The organism is Bradyrhizobium sp. USDA 4341, from assembly GCF_054063755.1.
On sequence record NZ_JBSSGO010000002.1, the window covers coordinates 2,803,657 to 2,828,967 of the forward strand.

Genomic DNA, 25,311 nt, shown 5'->3' on the forward strand with positions numbered 1-25,311 from the left:
CGGAAGTGAAGCCGGCCATGATGCCTTGCCCGTCGGCCAGGCACGCTTGCGCGAAGGGGATGACGCGCGTGTCGCCGCGCGCTGCGCTGAGACAGAGCCAATCAGCTCAACATTCGCTGTGAACCGGTACCATCTGCTTTGCCTGCACCGGCGCTGTGAGGCGCACTCGTGTCTTACTAGGTTATCGCTGGAAATTGCGGGCGAGCTCCTACTGCGACGGCGCCGGCAGTTAGGAGCGCCGGCGGGTGTTTTCCACTTCGGCCATGGCGCTGCTGCTAGATATCACAAGGGAGCAAAAGATGAGTGGCACTGCTACGAATTTCGGCGACTACGAAGCCATCACAAAGGTCGTTCAACACTATCTGGACGGCGCCAAGTCGGGCAAGGGGAGCGATATGAAGCCCGCCTTCCACAAGGACGCTACGATCTTCGGATATGTCGGATCCGACTTGTTTGCAGGACCTATTCAGGGGCTGTTCGACTGGAACGACTCCAACGGGGCTGCCACCGGCATCCAAGCCCGCTTTTCGGAAATCGACATCGTCGGCACGATCGCGAACGTGCGCCTGGAAATCGACAACTGGAAGGGATCGCGCTTCACCGACATGTTCACGTTGCTGAAGACGGATGGGAAATGGCAAATCATGAACAAGGTCTTCCATCTGCACAGCTGAATCATGACGTGCCCGAGAAGCCCCCACGGCTCTTGGCAGCGGTCATTTGCAGCTCCTCTCCACGGAATATGACCTTTTCCGTGGAGCACCTGGGCCCGGCTTCGGCCGGGTTCTTTTTTCAAAAGACCGTCAGCACCCGTTTAGGCAGCGTCCCACAGAACAAAACTTGCACCTTTGTCGGCAATCATGATTGTCGGCGTATTGGTGTTGCCCGAAGTGATCGTCGGCATCACCGATGCATCGATAACGCGTAACCCATCCAGACCGATGACGCGCAGGTGGCGATCCACGACGGCCAGCGGGTCGTGCTCCAAGCCCATTTTCGCGGTGCCAACCGGATGGAAGATGGTCGTTCCGATGTCGCCGGCGGCCTTGGCAAGAGCTGCCTCGCTGTCATCGACCGACGGTCCTGGGATATACTCCTCCGGGCGAAAGCGACGAAGTGCCTCCTGCTTCATCAGACGGCGCGTAACGCGAATGGCGTCAGCCGCCACGCGGCGATCTTCGTCGGTCGAAAGATAGTTCGGCGCAATAACAGGCTTCGCTGATGGATTCGTCGAACGCAAGCGGATGGTGCCGCGGGATGTCGGCCGAAGATTGCAGGCCGCAACCGTGATCGCGGGAAAGCGGTGCAATGGGTCGCCAAACTTATTAAGCGAGAGAGGCTGGACGTGGAATTCGATGTTGGCTCGATCGAAGACAGGCGATGAGGTTGTAAAGATCCCGAGCTGCGACGGCGCCATGGTAAGCGGACCGCGGCGAAACAACGCATATTCGAGGCCCATCAGCGCTCGCCCAATCGGAGAGTGGTAGGTCTCGTTGAGTGTCTTGGTGCCATGTACCCGGTAGATCGCTCTCTGCTGCAGGTGGTCCTGCAGATTGCGGCCAACGCCGGGCCTGTCGGCGACGGTGGCAATGCCAAGGTCGCCGAGCCAATCAGCCGGGCCGACGCCGGACAGTTGGAGGATCTGGGGCGAACCGACAGAGCCGGCACACAAAATGACTTCGCCTTTCGCGCGAACGTTGATCGTTCGTCCATGCTGCCGAAATCGGACTCCTACGGCACGCTTGCCGTCGAACAGCACTTTCTCGACCAAAACCCCTGTTTCGAGCCGTAGGTTGGCCCGATGAAGGACCGGTTTCAGAAAGCCGCGCGCCGCGGACCAGCGAAAACCGCGCTTCTGATTGACGTGAAAGTATCCGACACCGGTATTGTCGCCGGTATTGAAGTCGGTCGTTGCCGGGATACCCATCTCGACCGCCGCTTTCGCCACGTTATCGAGGATATCCCACTTCACGCCGGGGCGTTCCACACGCCACTCGCCGCCAACTCCATGATGCTCGGTTTCACCCAGAAAATGGTCATCAAGGCGTTTGAATACCGGACGGACATCGTCCCAACCCCAGCCGGTGAGACCGAGTTGGCGCCAGTGGTCATAGTCCGACGCCTGTCCGCGCATCGAAATCATGGCGTTGATTGCGGACGAGCCGCCAATCACCTTGCCGCGGGGATATTTAAGGGAACGGCCGTTCAGCCCCGCTTCGGTTTCTGTCTCGAACATCCAGTCCGAACGCGGATTGCCGATCGCGAACAGATAGCCAACCGGAATGTGAAACCAGATCCAGTTGTCCTTGCCGCCAGCTTCCAGGACGAGAACCCGCTTTCTTTTGTCAGTCGACAATCGGTTGGCGACAACGCAGCCGGCAGACCCGGCTCCCACGACAATGTAGTCGTAGTCGCCATCCAGTTCAGTGCTGGAAACCACGGTCCTCTCCAATCGTTGGCGGTTCGCGTTGCAGTGCTTCGCCCGTAGGCCTGCGTGTCCGGATCGCGGACCGCAGCGCCCGTCCGGAACAGCGAGCGGTCAGCGGTGACGGAAGACCGGCGCCCGCTTGTTGACGAAGGCGTTCATGCCTTCCTTCTGCCCTTCGGTCGCAAACGCTGCCTGAAACAGAAGACGTTCATGCCGCAACCCTTCCGAAAGGGGTCCTTCGAACGCACGATTGACGGCCTCCTTGGCCATCTTGACGGCCGGCGCGTTGTAGCCGGCGACCGTATGCGCGGCCTCCAGCGCAACCTGCAGAAGATCGCCGTTTGGGACGACGCGCGCAACGAGACCGACAGCCTTCGCCTCGGCGGCTCCAATGGTCCGGCCGGTCAGAACGAGATCCATGGCAAGCGATTTGCCGACCGCACGCGTCAGCCGCTGTGACCCTCCAATACCGGGCAAGATACCGAGCTTGATCTCCGGCTGACCGAATTGCGCGTCTTCCGAAGCAATGATGAGGTCGCAGAGCAGCGCCAACTCACAACCGCCACCAAGCGCAAATCCGCCGACCGCCGCTATGATCGGCTTGGAAATGGATTTAACCTCATCCCAGGGTCCGAGAAAGTCATTCATATAGAAATCGGTGAAAGGCTTCTCGGCCATTTCCGCAATATCTGCCCCGGCTGCAAAGGCGCGCGCGCTGCCGGTGATGACGACCGCGCCGACCCGATCGTCGGCATCGAACGCCTTCAGTGCCGCCAATGTCTCGATCGCCAGTTGGCCGTTCAGGGCGTTCAAGCTCTTTGGCCGGTTCAAGGTGATGAGGCCCACGCGATCGCGGCGCTCCACGATAATCGTCTGCGGCGAGCTCGTCTCGAGCGTTGCGGCCGGCTGCTCTGTAGGGGATGGACTGTCCTTGCGGATGGGCGCGACGGTATTGCTCATGGCCTGTTTCCTACGTTTGGGAGATGCCCGTGTCATTCGGCCGCTCGCGGCAGCGAGCCGAACGGATCGATTTCGTCGGCGTTGACGTCTTCGGCCACCGCGTTCGCGTAAGCGCCGTGTGTCGCCATGAGCTCGTTCAGAATCGCTTCCCGGTGTTGATTAAGGGCCGGCGAACGGACGGGTGTTTCGGCGTCGTTTTCGGGGTATCCGGTGAGACGGATCGGGTTGCCGGCGGTACGGATGGGACGGGCGCCCTCACCTCTGACCTTCACGATCATATTCCGGGCCTTGAGTTGCGGGTGATCGAACAGTTTGTCGATCGTGTTGATCGGTGAACAGGGGACGCCAGCCTCATTGAGCTTTGCAACCCAGTGCTCAATTGGCTCGCGCATGGTGATCCCTTCGATGGCCGCAATCATGGCGGGGCGATTGCTGCACCGCAGATCATTGCTCATGAAACGCGGATCCAGTGCCAACGCGGGCGATCCAAGCGCGTCTGCCATCAGCATGAAAAGCGTGTCGTTTCCTGCGGCTATGATGACGCGTCCGTCCTTTGCGGCGAAGCTTTCGAACGGAGCCAATGAAGGATGACTGTCGCCGGTGCGGCCCGGTATCTTACCTTCCACGTCATAGCGTGCGAGTGCCGTCTCCATCAGCGCGGCCTGGCAGTCGAGCATGCCAATATCGACGCGCGTTCCCTGAGCGTTTTGCACGCGTTTGAAGAGCGCGGAGAGGATGCCGACCGTCGCGAACAAAGCGGCACCGAGATCGCCAAAACTGGTCCCAACGCGCGACGGCGGCCCGTCAGGCCAACCTGTTAAGCTCATCACGCCGCCCATGGCTTGCACGACCATATCGTAACCGGGCAGGTCACTGAACGGACCGGTATGGCCAAATCCCGAAATTGACGCATAGACGATATGGGGGTGCGTTTTGGCGAGCCGTTCGGCGCCATAGCCGAGCCGATCCATGACGCCGGGGCGAAAGTTCTCGACCACCACATCGGCGCGGTCCAGCAGCCGCTCGAGCAACTCTCTGTCGCGCGGCGACTTGATATCGAGAACAATGCTCTCCTTGCCCCGGTTGAAGCACATGAAATAGGCCGACTCGCCATCGACGAACGGGCCAAACGCCCGCGTATCGTCACCGGTACCAAACTTCTCGATCTTGATGACGCGCGCACCGAGATCGGCCAGGACCATGGTGCAATAAGGTCCAGCCAATACCCGTGAGAAATCGAGGACCGTAATGCCTTCGAGGGGCCCTTTTTTAGGAGCCTGGATAGCTGTGCCCTGCATACTAGCTCCTCCCAAGACCTGGCCGTCGCGCTGCAGTCGCGAACAAGCCCGACAATTCCGCTCCATTGGCGTTCGCACCGGGTTCAAGCTCCGGCCTTCTGGGCCGCGAAGCGATCAACAGTCACCCTCGCCAAACGGATGGCTTCCCCAGCCAAAAGTGGCTAACCCCAACCATCCAACCCAGATACCGGCCTGGTGAAGTACCGGTCCGATTGAAAGGCCTGAGTCCGCCAGTACCCCTCGGAGCCCAACTCGTGGACCGAGGCGAGCGGGCCAGAGCACTGGCACCGGCCGCCGCTCCATACGGGTCAACGACCGGCACTCTGGCCGCCGTCGACGTGCAAAATCTCGCCGGTGACGAAGGGAGCGTTTTCGAGGAACAGGACGGCGCCGACGATGTCCTTGATTTCTCCCATCCGCCCGACGGGATGCTGCTTCGCGAGAAACTCATGCTTTTCGGGGGCATGCATCGGTGTCTTCATCACACCAGGAGCAACGGCGTTAACCCGAACTCCCTTTTTTGCGTACTCGATTGCCAGGGACTTCGTGGCTGCGTTGAGTCCACCTTTGGTTAGCGAGGCCAGGACCGAGGGAACGTTGCTGTTGGCGTGATCGACAAGGCTGGTCGTAATCTGCACGATATGTCCGGAGCCTTGCTCCAGCATCACGGCCGCGACGCGCTTGGTAACCCGGAAGAAGCCTCCGAGATTGATCGCTACGACTGAAGCATAATCCTCCTCGGTATAATTGATCAGCGGCTTGGCGATAAAGATCCCCGCGTTGTTGATGAGGGTATCGATACGTCCGAAACGCGCCAGGCCTTCCTCGACGATGCGATCAGCCGTCTTCGGATCCGCCACGTCGCCCGCGATCGTCAAGATGTCCGTATCCGTGCTGGGCTTGATGGACCGTGAATTGGCAATTACGCGGTAATTGCGATCGCGGTACCCGTTCACAAGGCCGGCGCCGAAGCCCTGCGATGCTCCGGTGATGACGACAACTTTCTGCTCTTTTCCCATGACTGCCTCACCCTTCAGCGGACGACGTGATCACCGCCCGCCAGACGGTCAACGTCTGATCCGCCAAACCTAGTTCGAGTTGGGGACGCCTCGAAAGACCGTTGTCCGGCAGACTCTGTTCCTGAAATTGGAACAATGTGCACGGCAGCCTTGGATCTAATGCCGGATTGACCAGCATCGATCGGCGATACGCATGTCCCCGGCCTTTGCATTCTCGCAAAATTTGCGACCACCCCGAACCGGCGCGGCCATCAGCGCCTTTTTGAGATATCCATATCTCTATTAGAGATATATGGATGACTGGCACCGCGTTCTCCAAATAGGCGGTCCGTTTGCTTGACCGCGCAAACTCTGTCGACGCGAGTGCGATCCGAGACTGACAGACCTTCCTTGTCCATCAGCTCCGCTGGGTTATGGTCCATCGCGCGTCGTTGCTTTGCACCTTCGCTCACAAACACGCGAAAGGTCCGAGCAGAACTCGCGCGGCGATTCCGGCGGTGTTACGATGACGGCCGTTGACAACATGCGTGCGGAGACGCCCACCCCGATGAGCTATTTGGAATTGCCCATGACGCGTTACGCGATGAGCGGAGATGCAAGCGTCGCGTACCAGACCATGGGAGACGGCCCCATTAACATCATCGCGATCCCTGGAATCGTCTCGCATGTCGAATTCATGCATGAGATGCCCGGATACACGGCGTTTTTGCAGCGTCTTTCAAAATTCGCTCGCGTCATCACGTTTGACAAGCGTGGTCAGGGGCTTTCGGACAAAATTTCGGGCGCTCCCACGCTCGAGGAGCGCATGGATGACGTCCGCGCCGTTCTCGACTCCGTTGGCGCGCAGCGTGCCGCCCTGCTGGGATTTTCCGAAGGTTGCGCCATGAGCGCAGTCTTTGCGGCGTCTTATCCGGAGCGCGTCTCACACCTCGTCTTATTCGGAGCGTTTGTCCGCTATGCCGAGCTTTTTCCCGATGCTGACCCTCAGTTGGTCGTTCAGGAACGGATGAAGTATTGGGGAACTGGGGCGTTGATGAAAGAGGTAATGGCCAGCAGGGCGTCCGATCCCGAAGCGGTTGCGAAGTTTGCCAAGTTCGAGCGCCTGTCCGCCAGTCCCGGCGCAATGAAAGCCCTCCAACTGTTGAACTTGCAGATCGACGTTGGCGATATCCTGCCAACCGTGCGTACTCCAACACTCGTGCTGCATCGGGCAAACGACGCGCTGGTCCCGGTCCAGAAAGGCCGCGATTTCGCGGCACATATTCCCGGTTCCTCATATACAGAATACCCCGGCAGCGATCATGCCTTCTGGTCAGGCGACGTCGAGGCATTGCTCGGCGATATCGAGGAGTTCATCATTGGCCATCGCGAGAGCAAATCGGTCGACCTCGAGCGCATCCTGGCGACCGTCATGTTCACGGATATCGTCGATTCAACCCGCCGCGCTGTCGAAATGGGTGATCAGAACTGGCATCGGCTACTTGACGATCATGATCGGCTCGCGCGCCTGATGATCGAAAGGCACCGCGGCAACCTGATCAAGAGCACCGGCGACGGCATTCTCGCTACCTTCGACGGGCCTGGCCGTGCCGTACGTTGTGCGCTGGCGTTTTCGGCCGCAGCTCGGCAGATTGGTCTACCCCTGCGTTCGGGCCTGCATACGGGAGAAATCGAGGTCAGAGGCCGCGACATCGGTGGCATCGCTGTTCACGCAGCGGCCCGCGTCATGGCCAATTCCGCACCCGACGAAGTCCTCGTATCCCGCGTGGTCTCGGATCTCGTCGCGGGAGCCGGATTGACGTTCGACGAGCGAGGCGCGTTTGAGTTCAAAGGCCTTCCCGGCCGATGGGATCTCTTTGCAGCCAGTGTGTAAAGAGCTCAAGCTGCCGCCTCACCGAAGACGGAGCGCGCCTGAATGCGGCGAAGCTATCGACGTCCGATACCGTACGCCGCCGCCCAACCGAGGCCTGCTACGGTCTCGCCAAATGGACGATATTCGCACCCCACCCAGCCGCTGAATTCGAGCCTGTCGATCAGATCGAACAGGTACGGATAGTTGATTTCACCGCGGCTCGGTTCGTTACGTCCGGGCACCCCGGCGATTTGGAGGTGCTTGATGCGCCGGATGTTCCTGGTAATCGTATCGGCGAGGCGGCCTTCCGTGAGCTGCATGTGGTAGACGTCAAGATGCAGATGAAGGTTGGGATCGCCTACCGCCTCGATCGCCTTTAGAGCCTGTTCGGTACGCGTCAAATAAAATCCGCGCATGCCATAGGTCGTGTACGTCTCCCCGCCATCGATATCGCCTTGCAACGGGTTTATGGGCTCGATAACAGCGGCGATACCTCGCTTCCCGAGAACCCGCGCGCCGTACGCCAAATTCCTGAGGTACGTCTCTTTCGCAGCTTCGGAATCCGTCTCCGGAGGCACAACGCCGGCAATAAGATGGACCGCACCGCATTGCGTCGCCTGCGCATAATCGGCAGCGAGCTCGACCCCGGCGCGAAATTCCTCTTCACGGCCCGGCAATGCCGCTAGGCCGCGTTCCCCGGCATCCCAATTTCCCTGCGGCGTATCGATTAGAGCGAGCTCCAGCCGATGCTCAAAGAGCAGGGAAGCAAGGTCAGCAGCAGGCCATTGATAGGGTACCTGGAACTCCACACCTCGGAACCCGGCACGGGCAGCGGCGGCAAACCGGTCGAGGAACGGTAACTCATTGAAGAGATAGTGGAGATTGGCAGCGAAACGCGGCATGGCAATTCTCTCCAACAGGAGTTGGGACTCTGCATTCTGGATCCGCGGTGCCATCGAACGGCATGATGGTTGCGGCGGCCACTGAAAACAGTGAGGCACAGTGTAACAAAAGCTTTCATTGGGCGGGAGCCATGCAGGTGAATTCGATCCGTGTACCACCTGGCTCTCGCACCATGAAGCGCATCTTGGTACCCTTGCTGGATCTCCGCGGCGCAAGTTCAATCACGGTGCCGGGCCATGCTGCCGCACGTGTGTGCAGCGCTTCAAGCGCACCGAGGTTCGCAACCTTCAATGCGAGGTGACGCAAACCGACATTGTTGCGGTGGTTGAACGGCACGCCGTTCGCCAGACCCTCGACTTGCCAGAGCGTCACAATGCCTCCTCCATCCGATACAAAGGCCGCTGGATAGCCTTGATTTTCTTCGACGGTTCTCCAGCCGAGGCACTCGCAAAAGAAGTCGCGCGAGAGCGCGACGTCTCTCACGGCAAGTCCCACACGATCGATGCCGATCGTCAAAGGGGCATCATCCAGCATTCAGATAATCTCCTGATATCATTGAGTTGGTGTCCGGCACACCAAATCTACCGCCGCGCACTTATGTTCGAACCGTCATTGGGCGGAAACTTCTGTTCCGAGGAGCGAAACAGTGTGGGATCACACAATGTGAGAGAGGCAAGCCGCTCAACTCGTGAATTCCCGGCGGGCTGAGCGCACGCTCGCCACGACGTGCGCGTGGACCTCCGACACTCTGCGCGTATGGTGAGTGTCGGGATGCGAAACCAGCCAATAACTCCGTACAAAGCTAATCTCCGGTAGCAATCGCTTGAGTTCCGGAAACCGTCGCGCGGCGTAGTCGTGGAGTATGCCCACGCCGTGACCGCCTCTCACCGCCTCCATCTGCGCCACAACGCTCCCGCACTCGTAGTGCCTGGTCATGACCTTTCCGAGCGAAGAGGCGTAGTCGAGCGCTCGGCTGTAGACAAAATCCTCGACATGCGTCACGAACAGATGGCCGGCGAGATCGGCTTGCTTTCGGATTGGTCCTAAGCGCTTCAGATAGCTCTCTGCGCCATAAACACTGAGCGTGTAGTCCGTAAGCTTTTTGACAATCAGTCGCCCTTGCTTCGGACGATCCAAGGTGATCGCAATGTCAGCCTCCCGCCTCGACAACGAGAATGTCCGCGGCAACGGAACAAGTTGAATGAGCAGGTCGGGGTGCTGCGCGGCAAGTGCGCCGAGCTGGCTGGCTAGAAAGTAGTTACCCAATCCATCCGGAGCGCCGACACGGACCGTGCCTGAGATGGCATCCGACGATCCGCCAAGCTGGGTGCCGACCTGAAGGAATTCGGATTCGGCACGCTCCGCCGCGGCGACGAGAGCCTCGCCCGCGCTTGTCAGGACACAGCCCGTCCTATGCCGTTCGACTAACTGAGTTTTCAGTTCCCGCTCAAGCGCGGTGAGTTGCCGGGCCACGGTCGCGTGGTTCACACCCAAGCGCCGGGCGGCACCGAGAATCTGACCCGTGCGGGCGACCTCCAGGAATACGCGGATGCGGTCCCAATCCATCGACTTCAATTCCCGCAGGGCAAACCACGAATTCTCTCGATGATATGCAGGTTTCAACATTCCATATCGAATCTATGGAAACAAGCATAGGCTGCGCCTACGGTCTCAAACCGAACGATGACGATCGGGAGCTCGCCGTATTGATTGCTGCGACGTCGCGTGCCGACCTGACGGCCTTACCCGGATGGAGGCCAGCGGTTCATAGAAAAGGAATCGCTCAGATTCCGGCATACCATTCATAGCCGCGATCTTCCCAATAGCCGCCTTGGCCGCCGTGCAGGCCGGCGAGGCTTTGCACCATTTCGACACGCATGATGTATTTTGCCATCTTGTAGCCAAGCTGCCGCTCGACGCGCAGTCGCAGCGGTGCACCGTGGCGCACGGTCAACGGCGCGCCGTTCATATCATAAGCGAGGATCGTCTGCGGATGCGTTGCATCGATCAGATCGATGCTCTCATAGTAGCGGATGCTCTCGGGATCAGCAGACTCGCCGCCATCATCCAACGTGTCGGCGCAATGGAATACGGCAAAGCGTGCCTCTGGTCTCACGCCGGCACGCAACAGGAGTTCCGTGAGCGGCACGCCGCTCCATTTGGCGATGCAGCTCCAGCCCTCGACGCAATCATGCCGGGTGATCTGGGTCCGTGTGGGCAGGGCACGCAATTCCGCAAGCGACAGCGACAGTTCATGCTCAACGAGGCCGTGAACCTTGAGGCGCCAATCGGTGAAATCATTGCCGAAGAGCTTGAGATAGTCCTTGTCCTGCGGATCGATTGAACCATTGGGACGAAAGGCCGGCGAGATGTCGGCCTCACTGTATTCGCGCGCGAGCCGATGAGCCCCAATGAGGAGGCGCTGCACTTTATAGGTAAGGCTGCTTGCGGCATTGAGGACGGAACGGAAGCCCGGTGCGGCCGTGACGCGGTCACAGCCCGATAAAGCGAGGCCGCCGACCGCGGCAAATGCCCACAACAGATCGCGACGCCGTGGCTGCTCACGGGACATCGGGCGTCCTCGGATTGCCGAGATCGTACCAGCCGGTGATCATTGAGCGCAGATTGTTCCAGACACCCGAAACCAATACCATCACGAGATGCACAATGACGAAAAGCGCGAGGCTCGATGCGGCGAGGAAGTGGATCAGCCGCGCCGACTGGCGCCCGCCGAACAGCGTGAGCAGCTGCGGCACAGCGCTGTCGACCCCGGGCGACATCGTGAGGCCCGTGAGGATCATCAGCGGGAACAGGACGAAGACGACCAGCAGATAGGTCAACTGCTGCAGCACATTGTACCGCTTCGCCGCTGCACCGCGCGGGAAGCGCAGGCGCAGATGCTCAAGGACCTCTCTCCCGACATGGCTGAGCTCGCGGCGGCTGGGAAGAAGATCCCGATCGAAATGCCGCCTTACGGAGCCCCAAGCAAAATAGACGAGACCATTGAGCACCAGCAGCCAGGCAAAGAAAAAATGCCAGCGCCGGCCAGTCGCCAGATCCTGGTTGCTCGGAATCGTGATCCAGCTGGGAAAGGCTCGCTGCGAGATTTGGCCGTCCTCGCTCGAGACGCCGAGTACGCCCGACGTATCGAAAGAATGGCCTGCGAATATCGTCTCTCCAACGAGGCCGTTCTCGGATAGCCGCGCCCGGATCGATATGGCCGGATGGTCAAAGTGCGATTGCTCGCCGACATAGAGCGCGGGGTGCGCATTGAAGATCTGCAGTCCGCTCATCAGGAGCAGCGCAAAGCAGACGGCGTTGATCCAATGCGTAATGCGGACCAGCGCGGCATGGCGGAGGTACCAGCGCTCGGCGACAGGCCGATCAGGGCTGGAAACGGTGGCCATATCATGCTCCGGCGCTTCGGACGCGCTGCCAGCCAGGCGCGCATACTTCACGTGTCGGTGGACCGCAAAGTATGCGCGCGCTGAGCGGAATGAGGCGATCAGCGGCATGATCGCCAGTTCTTCATCTACTTCGCGGCGTCCTCGATCACGCGGGCGACCGCGGCGGGCTGCGAAACGAAAACAGCGTGGCTTGCGGGCACTTCCGTGACCTTGGCGCCCGAACGCTTGTACATCCAGCGCTGAAGCTCAGGGCTGATCACGTGGTCTTCCGTGGTCAGAATGGCGAAGCTGGGCTTGTTATGCCACGCCGCCACCGAGAGCGGCGCACCCATGGCCTTCTGGGCCAGCTGCTGCTCCGAGTCGGCCATGAACTGAGCTTGGTCCGCCGGGACGTCCTGAGCATAGGTTTCCCGGAACTTTGCCGCCGGGATAAAGAAATACTTGTTGTCCGGCGTCGCCTTGTTGACGGAGACCCGCATGGCATCGTTCGGCGCGGCGAACTTCGACATCAGCGCGCCGCTGGCCTCTCCCTTGTCGGGCTGCAAGGCGGCCACATAGACGAGAGCGCTGACCTTGGGGTCGGCACCGGCTTCCGTGATCACCGAGCCGCCATAGCTGTGACCGACCAGCACGACGGGACCAGTCTGCTGATCGATGACGCGCTTGGTGGCATCGACGTCCTCGGCAAGGCCGGTGAGCGGCTCCTGCACGATTGTCACATGGAAGCCATCCTTGGTGAGGATGTCGTAGACGGCACGCCAGCCCGAGCCATCCGCCAGTGCGCCATGGACGATGACCACCTCCTTGGCCGGCGGCTTCGTCTCGGCGTGAGCGACCGCGCCAGTCACGGCAAGCACGAGGGCGATCGCGGAAGTCTTTCGTAGTAGGGACATGGGAGTCTCCTGGGATGTTTCAGCTTGCCCGTTTCGCAGGACCATCGCTGTGCCGGGCGGTGACCAGTGATGGCTAATCAGAGTTGATAGAGGCTGCGTTCGCCCAGCTTCGCAGGCGCAAGCATCAGGCCGGCTGATTCTTCACGGCCAGAATGTCGACGGGCTCGACTGACGGCGGCTTTGCCAGCATTTCCTCGACTCGCGACATCAAGGCCTTGGCCATGTTGCCGGCGAGATGTGCTTGGCGATCTTCTTCGTTGGCAAAGGCGTCGAACACGCCGAACGTCGTCGGCGAGAGCTGCAGGGCGAACCAGACCGGCGTGCCCGCTTCCTGATTTGTTAGCTCAAGGCCGCTGACGAGAAACTCTTTCACTGCCCGTTCCTTGCCTGGCTTGGCTTCGAGCCGGACGAATAATCCACATTTGAGCGTCATGGTTTTCCTCCATTAGATGATTGCCTAAGATTCCGAAGTAGCCGCAAAGTTAGGGAATGAACCGCTTTGCTGGTATTGGCTGGATTGCCATTTTTGATACCGATTAGGCCAATACATTGTCGGAACTCGCAGCTTTTCTGAGCTGCTCAGATTATAAGTCAAGGTAGTATCCCTTATCTTGCTGTTGGCAAAATGCACTGCTCTGATATCGTTTCGGCCATGCGCATCCACGTCCTTGCTCTGAATGATGTTCTCGACACCGGCCTTGCTGCGGTGCTCGATGCCTTTGCCTTTGCCAACGCGCTGGCGGAAATGCACAGCATTTCCTCGGTACGCTTCAAGACGAGAGTGGTGGGTTTGCGTGAGACCGTCACGACATCGCAGGGCTTGAACGTACCGGTGACCTCGGCCGCGCGCGCGCAGAGGCCGGATGCGGTGGTGCTGCCGGCCATTAACCGGATCATGCCGAAGCCGCTGATGCAGATGCTGGCCAGTAGCGAAGCGCGCGAGGCGGGTGTGGTGTTGCGTAAATGGTCGGACCGCGGTGCGCTGGCTGCGGCCGCCTGCGTCGGCACCTTCGTGCTGGCGGAAGCGGCTTTGCTCGACGGCGAAGAGGCGACCACGACCTGGTGGCTGGCACCTCTGTTCCGGCAACGCTATCCACATGTGCGGCTCGACGAGTCGCAAATCATCGTTCAGTCCAACACAGTCGTCACCGCCGGTGCGGCGCTCAGCCATCTGGACCTGGCGCTGACCCTGATCCGACGCGCCGATCCCGCCCTGGCCGATGTTACGGCCAAGTATTTGCTGGCCGACATCCGCACCTCGCAGGCCGCCTACGCGATATCTGGGCATGTGGTTCACAGCGATCCGCTGGTGCGCAAGTTCGAACGATGGGCGCGGCAACGCTTGGCCGAGGGATTCTCGCTGGATCAGGCTGCAGCGGAGCTCGCCACCAGCAAGCGTACGCTCGCGCGCCGGATGCAAAGCGTGCTGGGCAAGTCCCCGCTCGAGTACCTCCAGGATTTGCGGATCGAGCGCGCCGTGCACCTGCTGACGACCGGCGGAGCCAGCGTCGATCAAATTGCTGCCGAGGTCGGCTATGCCGAAGGTGTGACGCTGCGCGCGCTGCTGCGCCGCAGGCTTGGGCGCGGCGTGCGTGAAATCCGCCGCAGTCTCTGAGGCTGCGTCGCTCTTGGCGCTATGCGACCCAATGGCCTTGTGACCATCCGATCGATCTTCGTCGAGAGAGGCGAAAACTGCACTCATTCAAGCCGCACGCGCCGCGAATATGGGGTAGCGCGGTCTCCGGAAGGCAACAGAGCTGACATCCATACGATGGCCGAGCAGTTCAATCGCCTGGCGGACGATGAACAGCGCGACACCAAGTCCGTCGCACCGCGTGGGATAAATACGTTTTTGTGTGCTGTCGGCCCGTGTCGCAAGGATGGACCAAGAGCAAAGGCGTGGCAGGCTTTCGCAGTTGGTCGTGCTGCCGATTTCGTGATCTAAGGTGTCGCACACGGCGTCATGCGGTGCTCTGCTATCGTCACGCGGGGCAAGACAGAACGACCGCAATGCCCGGTGCGGACCTCGCGCGAGGAACGTCTCAAGCTTAGTCGCAACCATCCACAACGCCGCCTGCCTATCTTGGCAACCGCCAATTAGTGCGTTGGCTAGTCCTTTTGAACCGCCGCATAAATCCTCGTCGAGCGGCAATCAGTGTTCCTGAATTCGAAACAATGGCTGGGTCTCGTCGACGTGATCCGACATGCCCTGCCGTGACCATCTACGCATGCATCGCTGCTGATTCCTGACTTCAATTTCCGCACAACGAATGCGCAATACTTCTCGTTGATGTGCAGACTTGAGCGTTTCATATGACGCTTGTGGAAAACAAGGAGGTCATCGTGGTTAGGCAAGTCAGGCATTTCATCAGCGGCCGGCAAGTCTCCGGTAGCAACGGGCGGTCTTCGTTCGTCTTCAACCCTGCGACCGGCGAGCAGGCGGCATCGGTGCCGATCGCGAACGCCGCGGACGTGGCGGATGCCGTCGCGGCGGCAGTGAAGGCTGCGCCGGGATGGGCGGCGACGACGCCCCTGCGGCGGGGCAGGATTCTCAACCGGTTCCTCAGGATCCTCGAGGAACGCACCAGCCAGCTCGCAGACATCATCGTGGCCGAGCATGGCAAGGTTCATTCCGACGCGGTCGGTGAGATTCAGCGCGGCATGGAAGTCGTCGAGTTCGCGACAGCCGCCCCGCAGCTTCTGAAGGGCGAGATCACCGAGAACGTCGGAACGCGCGTCGATAGCTACTCGATACGCCAGCCTCTCGGCGTGGTCGCCGGCATTACCCCGTTCAATTTCCCCGCGATGGTCCCAATGTGGATGTTTCCCGTTGCCCTCGCCTGCGGCAATACTTTTATCCTGAAGCCATCCGAGCGCGACCCGTCGGCATCCGTCATTGTCGCGGAGTGGCTCAAGGAAGCGGGTCTGCCCGACGGCGTCTTCAGCGTGGTGCATGGCGACAAGGAGACCGTCGACGCGCTGCTGCATCATCCCGATATCGCGGCGATCAGCTTCGTCGGATCAACCCCGATCGCAAAGTACATCTACGAGACGTCGGCCAACACTGGAAAGCGCTGTCAAGCGCTGGGCGGTGCCAAGAACCACATGATCATCATGCCGGACGCCGACATGGACCAGGCGGTCGATGCCCTGATGGGCGCCGCTTTTGGCTCGGCCGGTGAGCGCTGTATGGCGATCTCCGTCGCGGTCCCGGTCGGCGAGACAACCGCGAACCGGCTGATCTCAGCGCTGGAGCCGAAGATCCGCAGCCTCAAGATCGGACCCGGCACGGATCCGGAAGCGGAAATGGGCCCGCTGGTCACCAAGCAGCATCTGGACAAGGTCCGCGGCTATATCGATGCCGGTGTCGCGGAGGGTGCCAAGCTGCTGGTCGACGGTCGTGGCTTCAACATGCAGGGCTACGAAGACGGCTACTTCATCGGCGGATCGCTGTTCGATCACGTCACGCCGAACATGAAGATCTACAAGGAAGAGATCTTCGGTCCCGTCTTGTCCGTCGCCCGTGCGCCCGACTACGACACCGCCGCGCGCATGATCAACGAGCACGAGTTCGGCAACGGCACGTCGATCTTCACCCGCGACGGTGATGCGGCCCGGGAGTTCGCCCACAAGATCAAGATCGGCATGGTCGGCATCAATGTCCCGATCCCGGTGCCGATGGCGTTCCATTCCTTTGGTGGCTGGAAGGCGTCGATCTTCGGCGACCACCACATGCACGGTCCGGAAGGCGTCCGCTTCTATACGCGGATGAAGACGATCACGAGCCGCTGGCCAACTGGCATTCGCGCCGGCGCAGAGTTCGTGATGCCCAACATGTCCTGATCGCTACGACCCGCCCGCTGCAGAACCAGGCAGCGGGCGGCCCGGAAACGATGGTGAAATCCCGCCGGTTTCAAAAACGCGATTTGGGCCGCGATCCCAAAGACACGGCGACAACCTATAGCGGCACGGAGAATGATGATGCCACTTTTGTGCTTCGATCTCGTTGAGGGACGCTCGGAACGTCAGCTTAAGATGATATTGGACGCCACCCATGAGGTGTTGGTCAGCGCATTCAATGTGCCCCAGCGCGACCGCTATCAGATCGTCAGGGAGCATCCGCCTTCCAGAATGATCATCGAGGATACGGGCCTTGGTATCAAGCGCACGCCTGACATGCTGGTCCTCCAGGTCACGACCCGCCCTCGCAGCCGCGCGACGAAGCAGGCGTTCTACAAGTCACTGGTGGAGAAATTGGAGGCCGTATGCGGCCTTGCACCAAGCGATGTTGTCGTCACCTTCGTAACTAACACGGACGAAGATTGGTCGTTTGGGCTCGGGCGCGCTCAATTCCTCACCGGAGAGCTCTAGTCTGTTGAAGCCTACCGCTTGAACTTAGAGGACTCGGGATTGATTTTTGGGCGTGACAGCGGTTGGGCGAGGCCGCCCCGATGCGACGACGAGCTTGGCCGCGCAGGCCGCATCGCCCAGCGAGGCGGCGCGCGCGTCGTGCAATTTTTCACTGTGTCCTTAGCAACGCGAACAGTGGGCGGACGACACCCGTCAGGAGCTCACGTTCCGAGCTCGTCCGCGCCAACACGCGGATGCCTAGCATTGCGCCGAGGAAGAGGCGGGCTAGGTCGGCAGCTGGCAACTTGGTTCGAATTGTCCCGTCTGACTGGCCGCTGGCGATGCAATCGCGCAGATATTTCTCGATTTGGTCGAAGACGTTCGTAACCAGATCACGGAAGTCCGCGTCATGCGGGGCGACTTCAAGTGCAGTGTTGACGACGAAACATCCCCTCTGCAGGGCGTCGGCCAACACCTCCTCTATGAGAGCATCGAAGTACCGCTCCAATGCGCGTAAGGGCGGGTCGTTCCCTCCGAAGATGGCCGAGCAATCTTCGAGCGCCTGATGGACGTACCGATCGAGGACGAGACGGTAGATGGCTCTCTTGTCACCGAACGCATTGTAGAGGCTTGGCGTAGTCATTCCGGTGTGGTCGGCAAGATCGCGCATCGATGTCGCTTCATAGCCATTGTTCCAGAAGCGCTGCGTTGCGGCTTCGAGCACCGTGTCTTCATCGAATTCCCTGGGCCTGGCCATCTAGATCCGTCCGCCAATGGTGAGCGAATAACTTACTGCTCTGTTTTATCACGATCGTCAAAAAAAATCCATTGCCTGTTTTATTACGATCGTTATAAAACACAGCGTTCCCGACCAACCCTAAGGAGCCGAGCATGCCCTCAACCGTTTCTTCCACGTTCTCCCGCCGCTTCCGCCGAGTGGCGGCCAGCCTCGCCGTCAGTCTGGCGCTGGGCGCCTTGTCGGCGAACGCTGCGCCCACGCCCTTCCCGGCCGACTTCCGCAACTCGCACGTGGTGAACGCCGACGCGACGATCAACGTACGTGTCGGCGGCCACGGCCCCGCGGTCGTGCTGATCCATGGCTTCGGTGAGACTGGCGACATGTGGTCGCCGATGGCCGCCGTGCTGGCGAAGGACCACACCGTCATCGTGCCAGACCTGCGCGGCATGGGCCTGTCGTCGCACCCCGCCGGCGGTTACGACAAGTGGACGCAAGCCGGTGACATCCGTGCCGTCCTCGACAAGCTCGGCATCGATCGCGCCGATATCGTGGGTCACGACATCGGCGTGATGGTCGCCTATGCCTATGCGGCGCGCTATCCGGACAAGACAAGTCGCCTGGTCGTAATAGACTCACCGATTCCCGGCGTTCCGCCGTGGAACCAGATCGTGCGCCTGCCCGCGTTGTGGCACTTCAACTTCGGCGGCCCGGACGCCGAGCGCCTAGTCGCAGGCCGTGAGCGCATCTACCTCGACCGCTTCTGGAACGAGTTCGCCGGCGATCCGTCAAAAATCGACGAAGCGACCCGCCGCCACTACGCAGCGATCTACGCCAGGTCCGGAGCGATGCATTCCGCGTTCGCTCAGTTCCTCGCGATCGACCAGAAGGACTCGGCCGACAACCTCAAGGCGATGGAAACGAAGCTGGCGATGCCGGTGCTCGCCATCGGGGCCGAGAAGGCCTTCGGCGCCAACGTGGCGGTCGTTATGCGCAACGCTGCGACAAACGTGCAGGAAGTCGTCATACCGAAAGTCGGCCACTGGCTCATGGAGGAAGCGCCCGCGGCGACGATCGCCGCGGTGGGGGACTTCCTCGCAGCGCGCTAACTGTGGTGGCTGCTCCTACGCTCGGGCCACCGGTCCACCAAATGACCGTCACCCTCGAACGAAACGGCTTCATACAACGCCAACCCGGGCGTCCCCAGAAGCATCGAAATGTTGGCGCCGCCTGAAAGCTTGCCGATCCTGGAATGGCTCGGCATCAAAGCGTCACAATCGCCATGATGAACCACTAGCCGATCGTCAGAACACTCACGCCGTCGGGCTCGCAATCTAGTGTCCCGGCGGCGTTTAATGTTGGGTCCCTGAAATCCCCCGCAGTGCTGCAAATAGAATGACAATCTCGCCGGTTCAAATAGCCCGCTTTAGCCGGACGTCACCCGGCGAGATGTGACTCTCGCAACACCGAGACGAAGGCTCGAACAGCCCCCGGTCAGGCCTTCAACTGCGCCAGGACTCCGGCGATATCGCCCATGCCCCAATGCTCGACAATCAGACCGTCTTGAACCCTGAAGATATCGCAGGACGTGAATCGGAGCGCGCGACCGGTTGGCGCAACTCCCGAGAGCGGGCCGTTATGGGTGCCGCTCCAGACGAAGCTTGCGGCCGCAATATTGCCGGACGCGACCGTGGCTTCGATCTCCACCTTGAGGTCCGGTATCCCCGCCAGTCGTGCAGTAATACCTGCCACCTGCCCCTGCTTCGGCGACTTGCCCTGCGGCGGCGGCGCGGCCGCGCTGAGCTGGTGGTTGACGTAATTATCCGAGAACAGCGCCGCGAATGCCGTGAGGTCGTGCGCGCTTAGGGCCGCTGCGAACTTTTCGATCAACGGTGCGGCTGCGTTCTTGTCGTCCGCCAGGGCCGGCGCGACAAGGGCCGGAACGGCAAGTGCCGATCCTGCCAACGTAACCGTCTTCAAAAGATTCCTTCGATCCATATCGTTTCCCCGATCTGAATATCACATTACCCGCCATCGAATGAACAAGCGGAACGCGCGGCAAGCTGGCACTTATATCTCTTGGCAGCCAAGCCACTTTTTGTTGTAGCCGACGAATCATTCAGAGAGCCGGTATCGGCCGATATGATCGCTCGAGCCTCGCAGCTTAGAGCCTGCTGACAAACTCTGATGGTAATCATGCCCGATACCTCGGTGCACTTCGTTGGACTTCTTCTCCCGCCGGAATGAGCGCTCGGCATTGCGCCCAAGGCTTCGGGATTCATTGTCGCTCCGCCCTTCTTTAACTCAGAATGGAATCCATATTTGCGGTCACCGAGTGCTCGCGGCGAGCCGGCCGAAATGAGAGAGGGCGTCGGCCGCAAGCCTCTCGGTCAGTTGGCCCGATGGCAAGCGGGGCGACAGTCGGGCCGACTGCCCTGACCACAGGTTCGTAAAATCGCCCGAACCGACGGCTTCCGCTTTGGCACGCAACGGTGCAAGAGCTCCTCCCGCGAACGGAAAGGCGGGCGCAATAGGCGATAGCGGACCGATCTCGCGAATGAGCCGGTTCAGGACTCCGCGCGCCGGCCGCCCCGTGAAAACGTTGGTCACGGCTGTTCCGTCGTCGGAGATGTTTTCCAACGCTTCGCGGTGGATCTTCGAGACCTTCGCTTCCGGCGAGAAAAGGTAAGCCGTCCCGATTTGGACGGCAGCTGCTCCAAGGGAGAATGCCGCGACTATCCCACGGCCATCCGCGATCCCTCCGGCTGCGATGACAGGCACTCCGACGGCATCGGTCACTTGGGGCAGCAGAGACATCGTTCCGACCTGGGCCGCCATGTCGTCCGTAAGGAAGTTGCCGCGGTGCCCCCCCGCTTCAACTCCCATCGCTATCACGGCATCGCATCCATGCCCCTCCAGCCAGATAGCCTCGCTCACGGTGGTGGCGGACGAGATGATCTTCGCGCCGGTGCTCCGCACCCGATCCAACAGCAGATAACTGGGTAGCCCGAAATGGAAGCTCACCACCTCCGGCCGCAGGGTCTCGACGACCGAGCAATATGCGTCATCGAATGGGGCTCGATTTGCGGCATCCTCCTGCACCTCGATATCGACGCCGAGTTGGAGATAGTAGGGTTCCAGTTGCTTGCGCCATCGGCGATCGACAAGTGGGTCACGTCCTGCCGGAGTGTGGCAGAAGAAGTTCACGTTGACAGGAGCGGAGGTAGCCGTCCTGAACTTGATCAACGCTTCCGTAAGTTGAGTCGGAGTCATCTGCGCGGATGGTAAGGATCCAAGTCCGCCCGCAACAGCAACCGCGATGGCCATCTCCGTCGTACTGGATCCGGCCATCGGCGCCTGAATGATAGGGAGCTTGATGTTAAAGAGCCTCTGGATCCGGTCATCTGGCCAATGCGTCATGGGTTACCTTTCAAGAAATGCCAACCGTGCGCCGGCGCGCGAACGGCGGCCGCGACGGATAGCGGTATCGGCCGCGTACTCATTTCTTTGCGTTGCTCACGAGCTCGGTGCCTGAAAGATGGGCCGAGGCCGCCATTTGCTTTCGGTATTCCTCGACCGGAAGACCTCCCCATCCCCAATTCTCAACGTCGACCTCGTCGATGACCACGAACGTCGAGTTCATGGGCTTGTTCAGGATGTCGAGAAGAAGCTTGCTCACGCCCTCGATCAGCCGTGCCTTCTGTTCGCGCGTCACGCGCGTGTATTCCGGACGCGTCCCCTCCCGAGTGATCTGAATGTTGACGAACGGCATTATGTCTCCTTCTGGCCCTGTGGTTGATCGTTGACTGGAAGAGCCGTGGCCACGCCGTCGCTCCATTCTAGCAACGACCGGCCGGCCATCGGTCGACGCAAGGAATATCGCCCCTTGATGAAAGGGGCGCTCTCCAGAAAACGGATCGCGTCGACGATATCTTTGAATCTCTGGATCGGTCCGACTGGATACAGCTCCGCAGCAATTCATGCGTTTCGGGAGCGACGGCGTTAGGGATCCCTTTGGCCGAACTCAGATTGTCGCAAGCCGCTTTAGCTTGGCCTCGTCCCATGAAATCCCGCTGCCGATCCTCTCCGGGGTCAGAACCATCCCGTCACGGATTTTCAGCGGTTCCTCGATGATCGCATCTGCCCAATCAACGTACTCAAGCCAATGGCCGGTGGGCGTGGCGCAAAGAAGATGCGTGCTGACTTCGGGCATCAGATGTGACGACATTTCGATGCCCTGGGCTGCGGCGACGCCGGCCGCCTGCAGCCAGCCGGTTACACCGCCTATCCGCGCGACGTCGACCATAACGTAGTCGCTCGCGCCAGCCGTGACCACGCGTAGCAGGGCATCCGGGCCGTTGAGGTTTTCGCCGATCTGGATCGGAACCCTCAGTTCGCGCGCCAATGCGGCGCTCGCCACATAGTCATCGTGTGCTATCGGCTCCTCGAGCCAATAGATCCCTTCTTTTTCCAACTCCCTTCCGCGAAGAACCGCTTCCGCGGGCGTCAGGGCCTGATTGTAGTCCACCATGATCGTAACATCTGCGCCGGAAACGCTCTTGCGGACGGCCCGCAACGCGGCCAGGTCCTCAAAAAGCGTGGGGTATCCGAGTCGAACCTTGACAGCTCGTAAGCCACTCTCCAGAAGTGCGCTCACCTCCTGCGCGAGTCGATCCGGCTCCATCAGCCCAAGCCCACGGCTGTCATACGCGCGAAGCGATTTCGGGCCGGATCCGAGTAGCGAGGACAGCGGAGCACGGTGCATCTGCGCCTGCGCATCCCACATGGCCATATCGAGTAGCGAAAGAGCCATCCGTACGGCGCCGGTCACGCCAAGCAGCGCAAATTGGCGCGAGAGGGTCTGCGATGCCTCGAGGGGCGTAGCGTTCTTGCCCTTGAGGAGCTCGACCGCCTCGTGCAGATGCGAAGATATCGCGGTCGCGCCTGAAGGCCGATAGCAAAACGTGTAGGCCTTGCCCGTTACACCGTCTTCGTTCAGCAAATCGACAAGCAGCAGCGGCACTGCCTTCACAATGGCCGCACTCGTTCCCAGCGTAAATTTCAGGGGGACCATCACGCCGCGGGTCGTCACCGAGCGAATTCGTTGCCCTGCCGCACTCACACCGTCCGTCATCTCAATCTTTCAAAACCGTTCTGGATACCGGGCCTACGAGCGCATCGCGACCCCGCGCGTCTCTTACCCGAGGCGCGCTGCGGTGCCTGGCTTGAGCTTTCTCAGTTGGGCCATGCTAGCCGCGCAAAACCGCGCGAGCTCCGGGACGTGCTTCCTGCAAGCTAAGGCTATTCCTCGCCGTGGATCCTTCCGGAAATGCTCATGTTGTCGGCGGGATGCTCAAACAGGAGAACATTAATGATCTTCGGATCGGAACCGATCGATTCGTGGGTAACCTTGACGATGTCACGGATCAGCTGCGTCTTGCGGGTCTTGGTGAGACCGGCCGCGATATGACACTCAATGTAGGGCATGGTTGCCTCTCTTTCCTATTTCAGGCGAGCGATGAGTTCTTTGTCGTTGGCATTGCCTTCGACAAACTCGGGCAAGTGTTGCCCGTGCTCGACGAAGTTGATGCCTCGTCCCTCTCTGATGACAAAAAAGATGTTGTGGGCCGGTTCACCGGTGGCCTCGCTGACGACACGCAACAAGCCGGCCGAAAGAGCACGTTTTTGCTCATCCGAGCGACCGTATCGCATGTCGCAAGAAATCATTGACATCGGGATACTCCTTCGTTGACGCGAATGACTATTGAATTCCGGAATGGAGCGCCGGATGGACCGCCTTGGGGTTCACTTTTCCAAGGAGATCCATCAAATCGGAGATAGGCCGCTCGTCGATCTTCTCGACCGCCTTGATGATGCTGTTGCGTAATGCTTCATCCGCAAACGGCTCGCTCAGCCAATTGAACTTCTCGACCGTGCGCTCCCATGACAATGGGTTACTGAGGCCGCCTTCGTACCCAAGCTGTTCGCGATCGAAGGTACGACCGCCCTTGGTCTTGATAGCGATCCGCGTGTTCAGCTCGTGCGGGTATCTGGCAGTGAAGGCATCGTCCGGAACTATCGTAACCTTACTCAACAGGGCCTGCGCGTCATCAGCCTGGACACGGGCCTGCTCGAGTTGCGCCGGCCCGACCCCATCGTCCAAAAGTGCCGCCGCAATCAGGTACTTCAGGTTGTAGTCCGCCTGCTCCTTGGTTTGCGGTCTGTCCTTTGAGCCAAACGCGCCGCCGCCCGCGATATCGAAACCTGACTGAAAGATGTCGCAACGGACGGCTTCGATATCGCTGGCCACCAAGTTATTGTCACGCTTCAACTTGAGCACGGCTTCAAGAACCGGCTGACCGTGAATGAGCGAGCAGAACTTCTTCATGATCGTAAGCTTGATAATCTCGAGCGAGTCATCCGACCAGTCCACGTCAATCTTTTGATCGAACATTCGCAACAAGCCGTTCGGTCCCTCGAAAAGTCCGGACGGACCGGTGAAACCACGCTTGGCGAGTGATGCGGAGTAAACCGCGCGCATTCCGGTCATTCCGGGAGAAAAGCCCTTCCACTGCGATACCGGCTCGACGTGAACGCATGTGAGGGAAATGTTGTCGACTGTCGCGATCGAGATCGCATGCGCGATCTGCTCGGCGTTCAGCCCGAATAGCTTTCCTGCTCCCGCGGCTGCGGAAATTGCAAGCTGAATCGCATGATTGAACCCCTTCGCCATGACAGGCACGACGGCGGTGAACCGGCACTGGATTTCGTAAGCCACTGCAAGCGCGAGCATGAAGTCTTCGCCGGACGCCTTGGCATGCTCGGCAGCAGCCAAGATCGCACCGAAATTGTCGCTGGGATGACACAGCCCGCCTGGCGACATGTAGCTGTCGAGCAGGTCGACATATCTCACTAACCCGGAGTTATACAAAGCGGCCTGATCCGGCGCAGTCCGGCCGCCACCGATCAACGTGCACAATCCCCCCGACCTATATTCCCTAAACTGCTCGCGCAAAGCTTCGAACGGCGCTCCCGGAAGCGCGGAGATTGCGCATCCCAGGCTATCTAGAATATTTCGTTTATAGAGCTTGCGCGCGTCAGGCTTCAGAGATGCCGGAACGGCCCGATCAGCAAAACCGGCGATCGCATTTACTGTAGGCACGGAAGTCGTGTTCTTCATCAGCATGTCGACGTCCTTGGCCGTATCCCATACGATTGAACTGGTTTAATTGAGAAAGAGCGTGCCTTTATCATTCGCGATCAGCAAACGAATAGATTCGAGAAGGCAATCTGCATCGCAGATTACTCGACCAAGCACAGAACTCGTTGGGCGACGGATCCGGCATCGCGTGACAGAATTGAGTAGGGTACTGTCCTCCAGCCGAGGACGGCATCAACTTCGACGATCGGGCAATCTCATATCGTTGCCGCTCAAGCACGGCATCAGACCGGCATGCCATTACAA

General features: G+C 60.1%; 26 protein-coding genes. 6 read left to right on the forward strand and 20 right to left on the reverse strand.

Annotated elements, in window-relative coordinates; all coding sequences use genetic code 11:
- Positions 1 to 245 precede the first annotated feature (245 nt).
- Complete coding sequence (locus ACVIGB_RS19290; RefSeq protein ID WP_456721444.1) at positions 246 to 674, forward strand: nuclear transport factor 2 family protein; 429 nt, start codon at positions 246 to 248, stop codon at positions 672 to 674.
- A gap of 140 nt (positions 675 to 814) precedes the next feature.
- On the opposite strand, the gene ACVIGB_RS19295 is transcribed toward ACVIGB_RS19290, so the two are convergent.
- From ACVIGB_RS19295 to ACVIGB_RS19310, 4 genes are all read right to left on the reverse strand, one after another.
- Positions 815 to 2,440, reverse strand: coding sequence for a GMC family oxidoreductase (locus tag ACVIGB_RS19295; protein ID WP_092117082.1), 1,626 nt, complete (start codon positions 2,438 to 2,440; stop codon positions 815 to 817).
- A gap of 99 nt (positions 2,441 to 2,539) precedes the next feature.
- Positions 2,540 to 3,388: an enoyl-CoA hydratase gene (locus ACVIGB_RS19300; protein ID WP_456721443.1), complete on the reverse strand. Its 849-nt coding sequence runs from the start codon at positions 3,386 to 3,388 to the stop codon at positions 2,540 to 2,542.
- A gap of 32 nt (positions 3,389 to 3,420) precedes the next feature.
- Entirely contained in the window at positions 3,421 to 4,686 is a 1,266-nt protein-coding gene (locus ACVIGB_RS19305) for a CaiB/BaiF CoA transferase family protein (protein ID WP_456721442.1), read from the reverse strand.
- Positions 4,687 to 4,994: 308 nt separating this feature from the next.
- Complete coding sequence (locus ACVIGB_RS19310; protein ID WP_092117088.1) at positions 4,995 to 5,705, reverse strand: SDR family NAD(P)-dependent oxidoreductase; 711 nt, start codon at positions 5,703 to 5,705, stop codon at positions 4,995 to 4,997.
- Between the two features lie 505 nt (positions 5,706 to 6,210).
- On the opposite strand from ACVIGB_RS19310, the gene ACVIGB_RS19315 reads away from it, so the two are divergent.
- The gene (locus ACVIGB_RS19315; protein ID WP_456721441.1) at positions 6,211 to 7,578 is read left to right on the forward strand and encodes an adenylate/guanylate cyclase domain-containing protein; all 1,368 of its coding nucleotides are present in this window, start codon (positions 6,211 to 6,213) and stop codon (positions 7,576 to 7,578) included.
- A 53-nt stretch (positions 7,579 to 7,631) separates the two neighbouring features.
- On the opposite strand, the gene ACVIGB_RS19320 is transcribed toward ACVIGB_RS19315, so the two are convergent.
- The 7 genes from ACVIGB_RS19320 to ACVIGB_RS19350 all read right to left on the reverse strand — a co-directional run bounded on the left by ACVIGB_RS19320 (position 7,632) and on the right by ACVIGB_RS19350 (position 13,193).
- On the reverse strand, positions 7,632 to 8,459 hold the full coding sequence (locus ACVIGB_RS19320; RefSeq protein WP_092126052.1) for a hydroxypyruvate isomerase family protein: 828 nt from the start codon (positions 8,457 to 8,459) through the stop codon (positions 7,632 to 7,634).
- A gap of 115 nt (positions 8,460 to 8,574) precedes the next feature.
- Entirely contained in the window at positions 8,575 to 8,994 is a 420-nt protein-coding gene (locus ACVIGB_RS19325; RefSeq protein WP_456721440.1) for a VOC family protein, read from the reverse strand.
- A gap of 147 nt (positions 8,995 to 9,141) precedes the next feature.
- Positions 9,142 to 10,026, reverse strand: coding sequence for a LysR family transcriptional regulator (locus ACVIGB_RS19330; RefSeq protein WP_456725128.1), 885 nt, complete (start codon positions 10,024 to 10,026; stop codon positions 9,142 to 9,144).
- 217 nt (positions 10,027 to 10,243) lie between these two features.
- A complete protein-coding gene (locus ACVIGB_RS19335; RefSeq protein ID WP_092117092.1) occupies positions 10,244 to 11,032 on the reverse strand; it encodes a molybdopterin-binding protein in 789 nt (262 codons plus the stop codon).
- Positions 11,022 to 11,867 carry a cytochrome b/b6 domain-containing protein gene (locus ACVIGB_RS19340; protein ID WP_456721439.1) on the reverse strand — a complete coding sequence of 282 codons (846 nt, stop codon included), beginning with the start codon at positions 11,865 to 11,867 and terminating at the stop codon, positions 11,022 to 11,024. The genes ACVIGB_RS19335 and ACVIGB_RS19340 overlap by 11 nt, the downstream gene beginning before the upstream one ends.
- Before the next feature lie 125 nt (positions 11,868 to 11,992).
- Positions 11,993 to 12,760 carry an alpha/beta fold hydrolase gene (locus ACVIGB_RS19345; RefSeq protein WP_092117094.1) on the reverse strand — a complete coding sequence of 256 codons (768 nt, stop codon included), beginning with the start codon at positions 12,758 to 12,760 and terminating at the stop codon, positions 11,993 to 11,995.
- 124 nt (positions 12,761 to 12,884) lie between these two features.
- The gene (locus tag ACVIGB_RS19350; protein WP_092117096.1) at positions 12,885 to 13,193 is read right to left on the reverse strand and encodes a putative quinol monooxygenase; all 309 of its coding nucleotides are present in this window, start codon (positions 13,191 to 13,193) and stop codon (positions 12,885 to 12,887) included.
- Between the two features lie 219 nt (positions 13,194 to 13,412).
- On the opposite strand from ACVIGB_RS19350, the gene ACVIGB_RS19355 reads away from it, so the two are divergent.
- Positions 13,413 to 14,375: a GlxA family transcriptional regulator gene (locus tag ACVIGB_RS19355; protein WP_456721438.1), complete on the forward strand. Its 963-nt coding sequence runs from the start codon at positions 13,413 to 13,415 to the stop codon at positions 14,373 to 14,375.
- An 87-nt stretch (positions 14,376 to 14,462) separates the two neighbouring features.
- On the opposite strand, the gene ACVIGB_RS19360 is transcribed toward ACVIGB_RS19355, so the two are convergent.
- Positions 14,463 to 14,912 carry a hypothetical protein gene (locus ACVIGB_RS19360; protein ID WP_456721437.1) on the reverse strand — a complete coding sequence of 150 codons (450 nt, stop codon included), beginning with the start codon at positions 14,910 to 14,912 and terminating at the stop codon, positions 14,463 to 14,465.
- A 161-nt stretch (positions 14,913 to 15,073) separates the two neighbouring features.
- Between ACVIGB_RS19360 and ACVIGB_RS19365 the strand changes: the two genes are divergently transcribed.
- Both ACVIGB_RS19365 and ACVIGB_RS19370 read left to right on the forward strand, forming a co-directional pair.
- Positions 15,074 to 16,603, forward strand: coding sequence for a CoA-acylating methylmalonate-semialdehyde dehydrogenase (locus ACVIGB_RS19365; RefSeq protein ID WP_456721436.1), 1,530 nt, complete (start codon positions 15,074 to 15,076; stop codon positions 16,601 to 16,603).
- A gap of 138 nt (positions 16,604 to 16,741) precedes the next feature.
- On the forward strand, positions 16,742 to 17,131 hold the full coding sequence (locus ACVIGB_RS19370; RefSeq protein ID WP_456725127.1) for a tautomerase family protein: 390 nt from the start codon (positions 16,742 to 16,744) through the stop codon (positions 17,129 to 17,131).
- 148 nt (positions 17,132 to 17,279) lie between these two features.
- Here ACVIGB_RS19370 and ACVIGB_RS19375 read toward each other — a convergent pair whose 3' ends face one another.
- Positions 17,280 to 17,867 (reverse strand): TetR/AcrR family transcriptional regulator, encoded by a 588-nt coding sequence (locus tag ACVIGB_RS19375; RefSeq protein ID WP_456721435.1) that lies wholly within the window; start codon positions 17,865 to 17,867, stop codon positions 17,280 to 17,282.
- A gap of 134 nt (positions 17,868 to 18,001) precedes the next feature.
- Here ACVIGB_RS19375 and ACVIGB_RS19380 point away from each other — a divergent pair, with 134 nt between their 5' ends.
- Positions 18,002 to 18,955 carry an alpha/beta fold hydrolase gene (locus tag ACVIGB_RS19380; protein WP_456721434.1) on the forward strand — a complete coding sequence of 318 codons (954 nt, stop codon included), beginning with the start codon at positions 18,002 to 18,004 and terminating at the stop codon, positions 18,953 to 18,955.
- A gap of 385 nt (positions 18,956 to 19,340) precedes the next feature.
- Here ACVIGB_RS19380 and ACVIGB_RS19385 read toward each other — a convergent pair whose 3' ends face one another.
- The 7 genes from ACVIGB_RS19385 to ACVIGB_RS19415 form a co-directional block, all read right to left on the reverse strand.
- Positions 19,341 to 19,844: an ester cyclase gene (locus ACVIGB_RS19385; RefSeq protein ID WP_456721433.1), complete on the reverse strand. Its 504-nt coding sequence runs from the start codon at positions 19,842 to 19,844 to the stop codon at positions 19,341 to 19,343.
- Positions 19,845 to 20,174: 330 nt separating this feature from the next.
- The gene (locus tag ACVIGB_RS19390; RefSeq protein WP_456721432.1) at positions 20,175 to 21,266 is read right to left on the reverse strand and encodes an NAD(P)H-dependent flavin oxidoreductase; all 1,092 of its coding nucleotides are present in this window, start codon (positions 21,264 to 21,266) and stop codon (positions 20,175 to 20,177) included.
- Between the two features lie 79 nt (positions 21,267 to 21,345).
- On the reverse strand, positions 21,346 to 21,618 hold the full coding sequence (locus tag ACVIGB_RS19395; protein WP_092117102.1) for a tautomerase family protein: 273 nt from the start codon (positions 21,616 to 21,618) through the stop codon (positions 21,346 to 21,348).
- Positions 21,619 to 21,870: 252 nt separating this feature from the next.
- On the reverse strand, positions 21,871 to 22,980 hold the full coding sequence (locus ACVIGB_RS19400; RefSeq protein ID WP_092117104.1) for an enolase C-terminal domain-like protein: 1,110 nt from the start codon (positions 22,978 to 22,980) through the stop codon (positions 21,871 to 21,873).
- Positions 22,981 to 23,147: 167 nt separating this feature from the next.
- A complete protein-coding gene (locus tag ACVIGB_RS19405) occupies positions 23,148 to 23,333 on the reverse strand; it encodes a tautomerase family protein (protein WP_092117106.1) in 186 nt (61 codons plus the stop codon).
- Between the two features lie 15 nt (positions 23,334 to 23,348).
- Positions 23,349 to 23,579, reverse strand: a complete 231-nt coding sequence (locus tag ACVIGB_RS19410) for a tautomerase family protein (RefSeq protein ID WP_092117108.1) — start codon at positions 23,577 to 23,579, stop codon at positions 23,349 to 23,351.
- Between the two features lie 28 nt (positions 23,580 to 23,607).
- Positions 23,608 to 25,032, reverse strand: coding sequence for an MmgE/PrpD family protein (locus ACVIGB_RS19415; protein WP_210189178.1), 1,425 nt, complete (start codon positions 25,030 to 25,032; stop codon positions 23,608 to 23,610).
- Positions 25,033 to 25,311 lie beyond the last annotated feature (279 nt).

Bases quoted from the DNA above. Each gene is read 5' to 3' on its own strand.
- ACVIGB_RS19300 (WP_456721443.1), bottom strand. From the start codon at position 3,388: ATGAGCAATACCGTCGCGCCCATCCGCAAGGACAGTCCATCCCCTACA.
- ACVIGB_RS19305 (WP_456721442.1), bottom strand. From the start codon at position 4,686: ATGCAGGGCACAGCTATCCAGGCTCCTAAAAAAGGGCCCCTCGAAGGC.
- ACVIGB_RS19310 (WP_092117088.1), bottom strand. From the start codon at position 5,705: ATGGGAAAAGAGCAGAAAGTTGTCGTCATCACCGGAGCATCGCAGGGC.
- ACVIGB_RS19315 (WP_456721441.1), top strand. From the start codon at position 6,211: ATGACGGCCGTTGACAACATGCGTGCGGAGACGCCCACCCCGATGAGC.
- ACVIGB_RS19320 (WP_092126052.1), bottom strand. From the start codon at position 8,459: ATGCCGCGTTTCGCTGCCAATCTCCACTATCTCTTCAATGAGTTACCG.
- ACVIGB_RS19325 (WP_456721440.1), bottom strand. From the start codon at position 8,994: ATGCTGGATGATGCCCCTTTGACGATCGGCATCGATCGTGTGGGACTT.
- ACVIGB_RS19330 (WP_456725128.1), bottom strand. From the start codon at position 10,026: ATGGATTGGGACCGCATCCGCGTATTCCTGGAGGTCGCCCGCACGGGT.
- ACVIGB_RS19335 (WP_092117092.1), bottom strand. From the start codon at position 11,032: ATGTCCCGTGAGCAGCCACGGCGTCGCGATCTGTTGTGGGCATTTGCC.
- ACVIGB_RS19340 (WP_456721439.1), bottom strand. From the start codon at position 11,867: ATGGCCACCGTTTCCAGCCCTGATCGGCCTGTCGCCGAGCGCTGGTAC.
- ACVIGB_RS19345 (WP_092117094.1), bottom strand. From the start codon at position 12,760: ATGTCCCTACTACGAAAGACTTCCGCGATCGCCCTCGTGCTTGCCGTG.
- ACVIGB_RS19350 (WP_092117096.1), bottom strand. From the start codon at position 13,193: ATGACGCTCAAATGTGGATTATTCGTCCGGCTCGAAGCCAAGCCAGGC.
- ACVIGB_RS19355 (WP_456721438.1), top strand. From the start codon at position 13,413: ATGCGCATCCACGTCCTTGCTCTGAATGATGTTCTCGACACCGGCCTT.
- ACVIGB_RS19365 (WP_456721436.1), top strand. From the start codon at position 15,074: ATGACGCTTGTGGAAAACAAGGAGGTCATCGTGGTTAGGCAAGTCAGG.
- ACVIGB_RS19370 (WP_456725127.1), top strand. From the start codon at position 16,742: ATGCCACTTTTGTGCTTCGATCTCGTTGAGGGACGCTCGGAACGTCAG.
- ACVIGB_RS19375 (WP_456721435.1), bottom strand. From the start codon at position 17,867: ATGGCCAGGCCCAGGGAATTCGATGAAGACACGGTGCTCGAAGCCGCA.
- ACVIGB_RS19380 (WP_456721434.1), top strand. From the start codon at position 18,002: ATGCCCTCAACCGTTTCTTCCACGTTCTCCCGCCGCTTCCGCCGAGTG.
- ACVIGB_RS19385 (WP_456721433.1), bottom strand. From the start codon at position 19,844: ATGGATCGAAGGAATCTTTTGAAGACGGTTACGTTGGCAGGATCGGCA.
- ACVIGB_RS19390 (WP_456721432.1), bottom strand. From the start codon at position 21,266: ATGACGCATTGGCCAGATGACCGGATCCAGAGGCTCTTTAACATCAAG.
- ACVIGB_RS19395 (WP_092117102.1), bottom strand. From the start codon at position 21,618: ATGCCGTTCGTCAACATTCAGATCACTCGGGAGGGGACGCGTCCGGAA.
- ACVIGB_RS19400 (WP_092117104.1), bottom strand. From the start codon at position 22,980: ATGACGGACGGTGTGAGTGCGGCAGGGCAACGAATTCGCTCGGTGACG.
- ACVIGB_RS19405 (WP_092117106.1), bottom strand. From the start codon at position 23,333: ATGCCCTACATTGAGTGTCATATCGCGGCCGGTCTCACCAAGACCCGC.
- ACVIGB_RS19410 (WP_092117108.1), bottom strand. From the start codon at position 23,579: ATGTCAATGATTTCTTGCGACATGCGATACGGTCGCTCGGATGAGCAA.
- ACVIGB_RS19415 (WP_210189178.1), bottom strand. From the start codon at position 25,032: ATGCTGATGAAGAACACGACTTCCGTGCCTACAGTAAATGCGATCGCC.